Annotated in this window: 11 protein-coding genes; 6 read left to right on the top strand and 5 right to left on the bottom strand. The window is 43.1% G+C overall.

All coding sequences use genetic code 11. From position 1 onward, the window contains the following. Positions 1 to 47: 47 nt before the first annotated feature. Complete coding sequence (locus tag L1077_RS11225) at positions 48 to 1568, top strand: response regulator (protein ID WP_237136934.1); 1521 nt, start codon at positions 48 to 50, stop codon at positions 1566 to 1568. Between the two features lie 4 nt (positions 1569 to 1572). Here the strand turns inward: L1077_RS11225 and L1077_RS11220 are convergent, their stop codons facing one another. Further along, positions 1573 to 3303: a CocE/NonD family hydrolase gene (locus L1077_RS11220; protein ID WP_237136933.1), complete on the bottom strand. Its 1731-nt coding sequence runs from the start codon at positions 3301 to 3303 to the stop codon at positions 1573 to 1575. A 208-nt stretch (positions 3304 to 3511) separates the two neighbouring features. Here L1077_RS11220 and L1077_RS11215 point away from each other — a divergent pair, with 208 nt between their 5' ends. Beyond that, positions 3512 to 5626, top strand: coding sequence for an alpha-amylase family glycosyl hydrolase (locus tag L1077_RS11215; RefSeq protein ID WP_237136932.1), 2115 nt, complete (start codon positions 3512 to 3514; stop codon positions 5624 to 5626). An 18-nt stretch (positions 5627 to 5644) separates the two neighbouring features. Here the strand turns inward: L1077_RS11215 and L1077_RS11210 are convergent, their stop codons facing one another. After that, positions 5645 to 6514: a LysR family transcriptional regulator gene (locus L1077_RS11210; protein ID WP_237136931.1), complete on the bottom strand. Its 870-nt coding sequence runs from the start codon at positions 6512 to 6514 to the stop codon at positions 5645 to 5647. Positions 6515 to 6615: 101 nt separating this feature from the next. Here L1077_RS11210 and L1077_RS11205 point away from each other — a divergent pair, with 101 nt between their 5' ends. Next, positions 6616 to 6993, top strand: a complete 378-nt coding sequence (locus L1077_RS11205) for a YybH family protein (protein ID WP_237136930.1) — start codon at positions 6616 to 6618, stop codon at positions 6991 to 6993. Between the two features lie 41 nt (positions 6994 to 7034). On the opposite strand, the gene L1077_RS11200 is transcribed toward L1077_RS11205, so the two are convergent. Further along, entirely contained in the window at positions 7035 to 7499 is a 465-nt protein-coding gene (locus tag L1077_RS11200) for a CreA family protein (RefSeq protein ID WP_211035608.1), read from the bottom strand. Between the two features lie 198 nt (positions 7500 to 7697). Between L1077_RS11200 and L1077_RS11195 the strand changes: the two genes are divergently transcribed. Beyond that, positions 7698 to 8450 (top strand): hypothetical protein, encoded by a 753-nt coding sequence (locus L1077_RS11195; protein ID WP_237136929.1) that lies wholly within the window; start codon positions 7698 to 7700, stop codon positions 8448 to 8450. Here the strand turns inward: L1077_RS11195 and L1077_RS11190 are convergent. Continuing rightward, positions 8447 to 8599, bottom strand: a complete 153-nt coding sequence (locus tag L1077_RS11190; protein WP_237136928.1) for a hypothetical protein — start codon at positions 8597 to 8599, stop codon at positions 8447 to 8449. The genes L1077_RS11195 and L1077_RS11190 overlap by 4 nt on opposite strands. Positions 8600 to 8751: 152 nt before the next feature. Here L1077_RS11190 and L1077_RS11185 point away from each other — a divergent pair, with 152 nt between their 5' ends. After that, a complete protein-coding gene (locus tag L1077_RS11185) occupies positions 8752 to 9507 on the top strand; it encodes a hypothetical protein (RefSeq protein ID WP_237136927.1) in 756 nt (251 codons plus the stop codon). On the opposite strand, the gene L1077_RS11180 is transcribed toward L1077_RS11185, so the two are convergent. Continuing rightward, the gene (locus L1077_RS11180; RefSeq protein ID WP_237136926.1) at positions 9504 to 11297 is read right to left on the bottom strand and encodes an ABC transporter transmembrane domain-containing protein; all 1794 of its coding nucleotides are present in this window, start codon (positions 11295 to 11297) and stop codon (positions 9504 to 9506) included. The genes L1077_RS11185 and L1077_RS11180 overlap by 4 nt on opposite strands. A gap of 266 nt (positions 11298 to 11563) precedes the next feature. Between L1077_RS11180 and L1077_RS11175 the strand changes: the two genes are divergently transcribed. Further along, a complete protein-coding gene (locus tag L1077_RS11175; protein ID WP_239032965.1) occupies positions 11564 to 12610 on the top strand; it encodes a PLP-dependent cysteine synthase family protein in 1047 nt (348 codons plus the stop codon). The last annotated feature ends 1 nt before the right edge of the window (position 12611 follow it).

The raw sequence follows: 12611 nt of genomic DNA, 5'->3' as shown, positions 1-12611 counted from the left end.
CAATTAGCCAGTAATTCTCATTAAGCAAATTTGACGCGGAGAGCTCAATGACTTGGAGTGATAACCCTCAACCACTGACGGTGTTAATTGTGGAACCTCATGAAACCATCCGTTCCATGATAGCCAGTACGGCAAAAAAACTAGCGCCAAGCGTCACCGTTGTACAAAGCTCTAACGGCGTGGATGCGAGAGAAAAACTCAATTACAACGATATACAATTAATCATCTCAGAGTGGAAACTGCCAAAGCTCGATGGCATTTCACTATTGCAATATGTGCGTAGTAATCCGCGCACAGCCCAGATCCCATTCGTTATGACGTCTGCCACCATAGATCAAGGCAATGTAATGCAAGCGATTCAATGCGGCGTATCCGAGTACATAGTCAAACCCTTCTCAAGCCAAATTTTACTATCACGTTTACAACGTGCATTGAGTAAGCCTGTGCGCCCCATGAAAGCCGAGGCAACTGAGCAAACAGAGCAAAAAGAACACATTACACAAGTCTTAGTGGTTGATGATGTCGCTGATAACATTAAAGTGATCAGTGATATTTTGCGTAAAGATTACAAAGTAAAAGCGGCACTGAACGGTAAAAAAGCACTTCAAATATGCGCAATGGAACCGCAGCCTGATTTGGTACTGCTGGATATCATGATGCCAGATATGGATGGTATTGAAGTGTGCAAACGCCTTAAAGCCGATCCCAATACGCAACATATTACGGTGATATTTTTATCTGCATTAGAACAAACAGAGCACATCGTCAAAGGATTAGAATTAGGGGCTGTAGATTACATTACCAAACCTGCCAACCCCTCTATTGTACGGTCACGGGTAAAAGCCCACTGCCGTGCCATCGACTCTAATCGCCTCATGCGTGCACAAATTGATACCATGATGGAAAATGCCAAACTGAGAGATCAATTTGATACGGTAAACCAACAAGAAGTCGTTAACCCCATTAAAGAAATCCAAACCGCCAGCAACGCGCTATCAACCCATTTAAATGACCCGCAAAAAGCACAGCAGTATTTAGACTTTATTCAGCAAAACTGCCAACAATTACAATTACACCTTGATAATATGCAAGCGCTGCAAAAAATTGAACGCAATGAATATTCTTACAACCCGTCGTCACTGTCAGTCCATAGCATTCTCGATAAAGTGATACTAGGATTAAGTCACATCATCTCCAAGCAGCAAATAAAAATAGCCAATACCGTGCCTGATGGCTTGCAAGTAAAAGCGGAGCAGTCATTGTTGTTCGCTGTATTTACCCACCTGCTGCAAAATGCACTCGAGGCCTCATCAAAAGACAAAGCAGTCACAGTCAGTGCACAAAGTGACAATCAATTTCATACCATAGAAATACATAACTCAGATGTGATTGCTCAGCCAATTCGACAAAACTTTTTAGACAAGTTTGTATCTCATGGTAAGGGGACTCGCTCAGGCCTAGGTACCTACACCGCCAAACTGCTCACTGAGCAGCAAAAAGGCTATATCGAGTATCGCAGCGACGAGCAATCAGGCACCTCTGTCTTTGTCAGTATCCCCATGGCGTAATCATTTATTGGCTAAGTGGCAGGTTTAAAGGCTTTACCACATCGGCGTTTGGATCTAACCACGGGATCTGAATATGGCTGGAATAATCATCGCTATGTAGTATGCGTATCTCAGCTTCTTGCGCATTTGCCATGGTGTGAAAAGCGACGGGTAAAGCACTATTAAAGTGTTTTTGTTGATGCCACTTTGATGAGCGAAAGAGAAACCGTAATTTACACCCCTGATTAATCTCTCTTGCGACCCAATCAAAATCATCAAATTTGACAGAGAAAGGGACATTGATAGGGGTTGAAACAGGTGAGGATAGCGTATCTCTATATTTAATACGCCGCTGTGCTTGGCTCAATAAACGCATTGCGCTATCTGGGCAGGCTTCAAAGGCCTCTAGATATACATCTGTATCGGCAACATTCATGCTAAGCCAAATGTGTGCTTCAAATTGCCCAAAAAGCACTTTATTTTGCTCAAGTGCCGGAGTTTCAAACGCCACATAACTGCTTTGCTCGCTCGGTAAGTCCACCGAGCCAGTCATATCAAATGCCTCAGGCAAAGTAATCTCTTTTTTTGGATCATAATCATAACTGCTGTATGGCACTGGACTAACGCTATGCTCCCTCTGATTTATTAGCATGCTTTGTAAAGATGCATGTTCTAAATTGGAGCCGGATCGCAGGCTATGCTGGCCAAGCCACTGTCCTTTACTTTGTATGTACTGGAGCACAGGCAAGCTTAAGTACATAGGCTTATTCCTCCCTTTCAATGTCCAATTAAACCAATCTAAATAAACCTTTGGCATATCAAGCATAGATTGGGGTTTAAACTGTGCTTGATGTACCTGCCTTTTAGGCACTCTCGTGCCACTATGATCCCAAGGTCCCATGATTAAATAATGTTGCTCAAACACCTGCTGCTTTGCCCATTGCAGATGGTTTTTGTAATATTTTAAAGTGCCTCGCTGATCGCCATCATAATGACCTGTTATCGACAAAATCGGCGTTGATATCTCGGTATAATTACTCCGCTCTGGCACCATATTTTGCCAATATTTATCGTAATTCGGGCGCGCTAGCCAAGCTTGGTAAACCTTGGATAAATGGCTGTTATATTTATCTAAATCTTTAAATGCTGTGCCATTATTTTTTTGCTGTAAATATGCATTGCTCCAACCATCTCCTGAGCCATAGCGCTTACTCTCATCTTTGGATAGCACAAAGTCCAACCACGATATGGCATAATCAGAAAAAATATTGTTTCTTATGGGAAAGTCATATCCCGGATACACAGATGCAATGGCAACCATAGAGTGTAGTGAAGGCGGTCGGTATTTCTGTATCGCCCACTGCGCAAAGCCTCGATATGAACCACCTAGAGTCCCTACTTTACCATTACTTAGTGGGTACTGAGCCAAGTACTCAATGACATCGTAACCATCTTTCCCCTCATCAATAAAAGGCAAAAATTGTCCAGCAGAATCGCCTAAACCTCTGCTATCTACCGCAACAAATATATATCCATGTTGACTGAAGTATTCACCTCTCGACTTAGCTTCGGCCCGCCCATAAGGAGTAAATTGCACAATGACTGGAAACTTCTTAAATTGATTTTGCTTTTGTTCAGGCAAATATAGCGTGGCCGCCAATTGGGTGTTATCACGAAGCGGGATCAACATATCTTTGGCAGCCAAAGGCGAAAATTGAACGCCCATAAAAAGTATAAACAATGCCAAAGCTCTCATAATCAGTCCCTAAAAAACACCCTAATAGATATGATATAACACATCAAAAATAGTGAGGCAAATTTATCCGAACAGACTGAAGCATTGTACTTTATGCCCACCAATGTGACTTTGCATACGTATTCAACACAGATCCTCGCCAAACATGCTAGGTTAAAATTGAACTGAATAAAAAACATCTCAAATTAACTCTGCAAGGACATGCAATATGATAAAAAATATTCAACCCCAAACCTTTTACTCTCCAACTGCTGCACAATATCTGCTTTGCGGCGCGCTGCTCTGCTGTACGCCAACGTTATGTTTGGCGACCGATGATGTGATGTTACAAGGTTTTTACTGGGATGTGCCTGTAGATGAAAAAAACAAAAATGGCATTTGGTGGGAACATTTAACTGAGCAAGCACCCAGCTTATCCCGTGCGGGTTTTTCTAGTATTTGGATCCCACCACCTTCTAAAGGTAATTGGGGGATCATCGATATGGGCTATGGTGTATACGACCATTATGATCTTGGCCGTTACCTGCAAAAAGGCAGTATTGAAACGCGTTTTGGCAGCCAAAGTGAGCTAACAAACATGATCAATACCATGCAACACCATCAAATCGAAGTCTATGCCGATGTGGTACTCAATCATATCTACAGCAATGAACAAGACAGTGAAATTAACCCTGCGGTCAAAGCATATGCCATGAGCAAAGCGCACCAACATCAGCACGTTGCCTACCCTAGTAATGAGATTAGCTGGCAACTCAAAGATGTACATGGACGAATTTATATTAAGATTCAAGGCTATGGCACTACCATGCCATGGACCCAACACATCAGCTCCAGAGGGTATAACCTGAGCATCACCGAGGCTAAAAATACCGTCACGCCAACTACGATTTACATAGAGCAAGAACCAAATGACGGTAATTATGCAACTACCCGCCCTGGCAGTAACGCTTTTTCTGGTTTAAATACCACACTACGTGGGCGCATTATTGACCAAGCTGATATCGATGAATACTGGTTGGATGTACCACACAAAACGGATTTATATATCAAGCTTAGCGCAAAGCAAGGAGACATAAATAGCCCCACAGCTTGGTTTGATGCGTCGCAAAATAATGGCTTTTTACCAATTGAAGTGTGGCAACAAGACGCCCCCAATCAAACTGCCCAAAACATCACGCATACACATTTATATGCTTATACCAATACTCGGATAACACCACCAGAAAGACATACTGACGGTAATTACCCCAGTAGCGATGATGGCTGGCAATATGATGACTTTCATCCAGTGAATGGTGATGACTGGTTAGGAGAGCTGGGCAATGATGAAGTCATCACCAATACCAAGTTTTTTGGTAATGATACCAATACCTTTTCACCACGCGTGCAGCGAAAGTTAATTGATTGGGGGAAATGGCTCAAAACACAGCATAAATTTGATGGCTTTCGACTCGATTTTGTACGCGGTTTTCAGCCAGAATTTGCAGCAAAATGGGTCAATAGCTTGCCAAAAAGTCATGGCAAGCAGCCATTTATCGTCGCTGAATATTGGGGCGGCGATAGCAGTATTAAGTCATGGATAGAGTCTGTACAAAACGCGGGCGCAGATATCGATGCGTTTGATTTCCCTCTAAAATCAGTGCTAACGCAAATGAGCAATCAAGATCAAAGTTTTGATATGCGCTCACTCAATCATGCTGGGCTTGTACGAAATAATCGCGGTAATCACCTACCGGGGACATCAGTGGTCACCTTTGTTGAAAACCACGACACAGGTAAAGAGCACGACAAATGGGTGCATCAAGATCATAAATTGGCCTATGCCTATATTTTAACTCATGAGGGAAAGCCCACTGTATTCTATTCCCATTATTTTGCGGTAAAACAACACGACTATCATGATCCAGCCCTTACAACGACCGCCCCTATGAGTTTACAACGGGATATTAAGCAATTGATGTTCGCTCGTAACACCTATATGGATGGTGGCTTAGTGGTACTTTCAGAGCAGGGCGCTCCCTATGGTGATGTACAACATGTGTATATTGCAAGGCGATTTGGCAAACACAACAAGCAAGGTGCCATTATTGTATTAAACAATCATGACGCCGAACGAAAAGGCGTATGGGTGACAACCCATGCAACCGGGTTTAGTGATTTAGCGGGTCAAACGCTCGTGAATGCATTCGATACGAATGACAGAGTCACCATCTATGACGATGGCAGAGGGTATTTCACGGCGCCCAGCCGAGGTTACACTGTTTATGTGCCGCAGCAAGACTTTGAAGCTTATAGCGACGCACAATCACGTACAACCAATTAAAGTCAGTAAAATAATAAGCTAGTCCATGCTCTGGGCTAGTTTGTTTTCAATCGCTTGCAAACAGACTTTGATACTCAGTGGTATTTGCTTATCAAATGTGTGCAGTGCAAATATCGGATTTGCCTTTAGGCTGTACTCTGGAAAAACCTCACATATTTGCGTGGCGAGCTCTGGCAACTTAAAGTCTGGCACCAAGCCAATTCCCGCTCCTTGCGCTATCATGGCAAAGCACGTATCAAACGTGTTTACTTGGCAGCTTGCGCGAGTTGAAAATACTTTTTCCTGCCCTGTGGAGGAGGTAAAAACATGCTCTATGTGCTGATCTTGCCAAATATTAGCAATATAGCGTAACGCTTCAGGAGGCTGCGTTTTTAAGAGAGTTGATGAGCCGCACAGCACATCTTTAAATTCTCCCACCCAACGCTGCTTCGCATCGCTGTTTTTCGAGCGCCCGACACGAATTGCCAAATCGATATTTTGCGCTTGCAGGTCTAGCTGCTGATCATCAGCAACCAGCTCAAGTTCAAGCGCTGGATACTCGATACATACCCCAACCAGAGCGGGCGCGACTAAGGTCGTCATTAGCACGTTCGGTGCGGTTATTTTGACCTTGCCTTTGGGCACATCATTAAATTGTGCCGTCTCTAGCCAAGCTAACTGAGCAGTTTGATTGATTAACTTACATTGCTCATAAAACCCCTGCCCAGCAACGGTTAGGCTTTGCTTACGCGTTGTGCGTCGCAGTAGCATTACCCCAAGCGATTGCTCAAGCTCTTTTAAATGCTGGCTCAATACAGATTTGGATAACCCGAGGGCATTGGCGGCTGCTGTAATCGATCCACTTTCAACAATCTGTGCAAACAAAGACATATGCCGCAACTTATTCATTGATTGTTCTCCTAGAGTAAACAGTGCGTTCTTTTTACCTTGTTTTTTAAATCTAATTAAATCGCTATGCTAAAACAAGTTTAATTTATCGGAGCAATCGAATGAGCACTCACACAACGCAACTGGCACTTTGTAAAGCTGGTATTAGCGCATGGCAACAAGCTTTTAACCGTCAAGATGCACAAGCGTGTGCACAGCAATATACAAAACATGCCACGATGAAAGCACTGCCATTTGGAGAATTCACTGGTCGTGAGCAAATCGCACAGTTTTGGCAAGATATCATGGATCAAGGTTTTCACAGTGTGGAATACAGCGAAGTTGATTGGCAGCCGTCCCCTGAAGGCGGCTATATTCTGACTTCAAAATGGACCATGAACAAAGCCTATGGGGTGGTGCATAAAGAGCATTGGGTCATTGAAGAAGATGGCCATGCACGTCTAATATATGACGAGTTTGAAGTATTAGGCGAAAAGTAGTTGTTTGTCATGGTCGAATTCAGCTCGACCATGACATCCATTTATTGCTCTGTCTTTGCAGTGATATAAGCGGAAGTGCCCCACAAAGGCACCGTCGATAGACTGTGCTTAAAACTGCCAGATGTTTCTTTTGTACTATATGATAAGTACATCAGCGTCTGACTTTTTGCATCATAAATTCGACGCACCTTCATGCTTTTTAAAAAGATGCTCTTGGACTTTTTAAATACCACTTCTCCAGATTTCGATTTATCAATACTGGCTATCATGGCGGCTGTGATCTCACCCGTTTGACGACATGAGATAGAACTATCACTTGGGTCCGATAAGCTTAAGTCAGCCTCAACACTGGCAACATGGCATGTGACACCTGTCACCACAGGGTCAATCATAGAGTCTAATTTAATGTCTTTTAGCGTAAATAACCCCAAAGAAACGTCACCAACTTCACTGTCTGAACACCCTGTGAGGAGTAGCCCCATAGCTAACACCATGTATTTTTTCATTGCCTTTCCTTTTTTGATAAGTCATCAACAAGCTGACTCTATGATTGCATCTAACCCCAACCTTCTCAACCTTGATGAAATGACGTGTTTCATAAAATCGCATATTTTCATTTCATTATGTTGCTATTACAGGAAAAACAGATACCATCCACAACCGCGATAATTCTCATTTAAAATCTCAAGATGGATCAGAAGTATATGAAAAAATGTGCTGCAGCTTTGACCTCCTTAATCGTCTTAACTGGTTGCCAATCGACACCACCAGAAGCAGACCCTGGTTCTGTGCGCTTAGATAGTCCAGAAGTACATAGCCAGCCCTTCAATGTAAAATTGGCAATCGGTACAGATAAAGGTCGCCCCATTCCAATCGGTGATGCCCCGCTTGAATCAAATGAATCAGATTTTTATGCCGGTGCAGAGATGTCTCTAGGAGGCGGCTTTTCTGCAAAATATCAAGTGGGCAAAGCAGTCAAGTGGTCTATAAAATACCAATTTTCCGGACAACATGCAGAAACAGCACAAGCTGGTAATATCTCTCATGCAATCGCTGTTGGATACTTATCCGATCAAGAGTCAGGTCACGGAGAATATAAGAATCACAACTCCGCCACAATTCATGGAGATTGGGAACTTGACCATGACTTTATTGATGTTGCATGGATAACAGGTTATCGCTTTTCAGAGGACGCGCTTATATATGGCAGCGCATTTTATCAATTTGGCGAAATCGATGGTGCTTTCTATAACAGCTGTAGCGGACCACATACGCCAGAGTGCGCCCAAAACCACTTTTCAGATGATGGCTCTGCATATGGCCTCAGCGTGGCCGTAGAATATGCATTGACTAAGCATTTTCTGTACTCAATGGAAGTAAGTCACAGCCGCTTTAATTGGTTTAATCGCAACGAAAATGACACCCTCGTTAATGGTAATTTTATCTACCAATTTTAAGCAGTAATGCGCTCAATACTCTGTACTTTATCAAGCTGCAACTCACATAAACTCTGATAAAGTACGGAGCTTTCAACTGGCCCCTGATGAGTGCCCATATTAACCATTTGACCCTTATCTATTACCACAACCACACGCGCATGGGTCACCACCTTACCTCAATCAGCACAACCTGACTAAATAGATATAGTTTTTCATTAAATGAGCTATTTTCAATTCACTTTGTTGCTATTAAAGGAAAAAAAGATACTATCCACACCGTGATAAATATCATTAAAAATCTCAATAGGAATTAAAAAACATGCAAAAATGCACAGCAGCTTTGGCATCTTTATTCATACTCGCAGGCTGTAACTCAACGCCTGAAGCTGACACTGGCTCGGTGCGACTAGATAGCCCAGAAGTGCATAGCGAACCTTTCCATTTTAAATTAGCTTTAGGATTAGACAAAGGCCAGCCAATTCCAAAAGGGGATGCCCCGCTGGGTTCAAATGATACAGGTCTCTTTATTAATGCTGAAACTACTTTAGGGGGCGGCTTTTCAGCCAAGTACCAAATCGGAAAAGCAATTAAAGCAACATTGAAGTACCAGCTATTTGGGCAACATGCTGAAACAGCACAAACGGGCAATATCTCCCATGCTGTTACGCTTGGATATCTGACAGATACAGAAACCGGTCTCGAGACAAAATACCCTAACAAATACACACCAGAATTAGACAAAGACTGGAAACTTACACAGGATCTGATTGATATTGCTTGGATAACAGGGTACCGCCTATCTCCTGATGCATTATTATATGGCAGTATTTTTTATCAAACCGGCGACATCGATGGTGCGTATTATAACACTCGCTGTAAAGACAACTACGCACCTGAATGCGCTCAAAGCTATTTTATCGATGACGGTTCTGCTTTTGGACTAAGCATCAGCTTGGAGTATGCGTTTACAAAATACTTTCTCGGCTCGATAGAAGCTGTTCACAGTCGCTCAAATTGGTTCAATCGTAACGAGGACGACACACTAGTTAACGGTAAACTGACCTTCCAGTTCTAAATAGTGTGACTCTCAATACTCTGTGCTTTATCAAACTGTAATTCGCATAACTTTTGATAAAGCACGGAGCTCTCAAGTAACCCTTGATGCGTACCCATATCAACAATTTGACCTTTATCCATCACCACGATCACATCCGCATGGGTCACGGTTGCCAAGCGGTGGGCAATAATCAGAGTTGTTCTGTTTTGCATTAATTCATTGAGTGCTGCTTGCACATGAAATTCACTCTGCGCATCCAATGCACTGGTGGCTTCGTCTAATAACAAAACATCTGGGTCTTTCAAAATAGCGCGCGCAATGGCGATACGTTGTTTTTGACCACCAGATAATCTCACACCTTGCTCCCCTAAAAAGCTGCCATAGCCATCTGGTAATTGCTCGATGAAGTCATGGGCATGGGCACGCTTTGCTGCCTCTATCACTTGCTCATCAGACGCGTCAGGGTTACCGTAACGAATGTTATGCCATACGTCTGAACTAAAGAGCACAGGATGTTGTGGCACCATACCCATTGAGTGGCGTAATTCGGTCAGTGATACTTGTGTTATCACTTCATTATTAAACTCAATAGTTCCTTGCTGAGGATCATAAAAACGCTGTAATAGCTCAAACAAAGTGGTTTTACCTGCACCAGATGGGCCAACCAAAGCCACTATTTTCCCTTTCAAAATAGATAAGTTGATATCTTTGAGTGCTGGTGTATCTGGCCTTGAGGGATAGTAAAAATCCACCTTTTTAAATGCAATACTCACCTCATTTCCATGATGCATTGGCTTTGGCTCAGCCACATCCTTAATTGCACTATCGATTTGTAATAGCTCCAATAAGCGACTGGCTGCGCCCGCTGCACGTTGCAATTCGCCGTACACTTCTGCAATGGTTGCTACCGACATCGCCACCATAATGGCATAAAAGATAAAAGCGCCTAACTCGCCGCCTGTCATACGTCCTTCAAGCACATCCATGCCACCGACCCACAGCATCACACTGATGGCACCAAAAGTCAGGAAAATCACAGCCGCGATTAAAAAAGAGCGCTGCTTAATACTTTGCCTTGCGACATTAAACGCTTTCTCTACCTCACCACCAAAAGCGTGTTTTTCTTTTTCTTCGTGGGTATAACTTTGCACCACTTTGATATGTTGAATGATCTCGCCAGCATAGGTACTAATATCCGCGATGGCACTTTGATTATTCTCTGATAGCTTGCGTACCCGTTTACCAAAAATCATAATCGGTATTAGTGTCAATGGCACACAGGCAACCACCAATAAAGTCAGTTTAATATTGGTGACAAGTAACATAATTAAGCCGCCGAGCAACACCAAAGCACTGCGTAGCGCCATCGAAAAAGAAGACCCGACAATGGATTGCAGCAAAGTCGTATCCGTCGTCAAACGTGACATCATCTCGCCACTGCGGTTCTCTTCAAAATAGCTCGGATGTAAATGCACAATTTGATTAAATACCGCTTTACGAATATCCGCACTGACGCGCTCGCCAAGCCAGCTCATCAAATAAAAGCGACAAAATGTACCTACAGCAACTAACGAGATCAAAACCACTAACCCAGAAATAGCTTGCGTTAATTGTTCTTTTGAACCAGCGATAAAACCGCTATCAATGACAAATTTCACCCCCTGACCAATGGACAAATTAAGACCTGCGGTAATTAACAAGACCAGCAGTGCTAACAAGGCAACCCACTTATACGGCTTAATAAACGCAACTATGGGTAGCAAGCTTGCAATGGCTTTTTGCTGTTTTTTTTGGGGTGTATCGCTCAATTTCTTTCCTTTACCTAGATAAATGCGCTGGCAAACACGTCAACTTATGATGCTCAGTGTGCCATATTCACTGCATGATCAAAATGCGCCCTTGGCTTTGATGAATATTAATTTGCTACAAAAAGTAACAAGGCAAAACGACAACCCGACCTTTGCAGGCAAAAATAAAGCTTAAATTATCTCCAAATTAGATATAGAATAAGTTATAACCAAAAAGAATAAATATGATTTTTCACCTGGGTAACGCACAATAGGAGTTCATAAATATGAAAAACTGGGTAAAGCAAAGCATTGCGAAAATAGAAGCCGATCAAAATCGCTCTGCAGACACGCATTTGTTTAAGTTTCAACTACCACAGTTCAATGATATTTATTTATACCTAAAAGACGAAAGCACCCACCCAACTGGTAGCTTAAAACACCGCCTTGCCCGCTCGTTATTTCTGTATGCGCTGTGCAATGGCAAAATAAAAGAGGGCACTACCGTCATTGAAGCGTCCTCTGGTAGCACTGCAGTGTCCGAAGCCTACTTTGCACAAATGATAGGCGTGCCTTTTATTGCCGTGATGCCGGCATCAACGGCGCAAAGTAAAATAGATCAAATCCAATTTTATGGCGGGCAATGCCACTTTGTTGATTGCGCAACGCAAATGCATGACACCGCCGCAGCGCTTGCAAAGCAGTGCGATGGCTATTTTATGGATCAATTCATGTACGCCGAGCGGGCGACAGACTGGCGTGGTAATAACAACATTGCCGAAAGTATTTTTAATCAAATGAAGTGTGAACCCTACCCTGTGCCCAGCCTAGTTGTCATGGGCGCTGGTACAGGCGGTACCTCAGCAACACTTGGCCGTTACATTCTGTACAAAGGCTATGATACGGAACTCATGGTCGTCGATCCCCAGTTTTCCGCTTTTTATCAAGGCTATACAACACATGATGACACTATTTGTACTGGTCGCTCTAGCCGTATCGAAGGCATTGGCCGCCCCAAAGTAGAGAAGTCTTTTCAGCCCGATGTCATAGACCATATGATGCAGGTGCCGGATGCCGCAAGTATTGCTGCGATGTTATGGCTTGAACAATTCACGGGGCGTAAAGCAGGGCCATCCACAGGCACCAACTTGTGGGGTGCTTTAATAAGTGCAGAAAAAATGAAAAATCAAAATAAAGGCGGTGCCATCGTCACTTTAATTTGCGACAGTGGCGAGCGCTATTTAGATACCTATTACAATCCAGAATGGGTTAAAAATAACATTGGGGATATTACGCCGTATCAGCAACAACTCGCTGCGTGGTTCAACACTTAAC

It is taken from the genome of Pseudoalteromonas luteoviolacea, from assembly GCF_021654285.1.
Classification (GTDB): domain Bacteria; phylum Pseudomonadota; class Gammaproteobacteria; order Enterobacterales; family Alteromonadaceae; genus Pseudoalteromonas; species Pseudoalteromonas luteoviolacea_J.
Note: the sequence above shows the minus strand (reverse complement) of the source record. Positions and strands in the feature narration are given on the sequence as shown.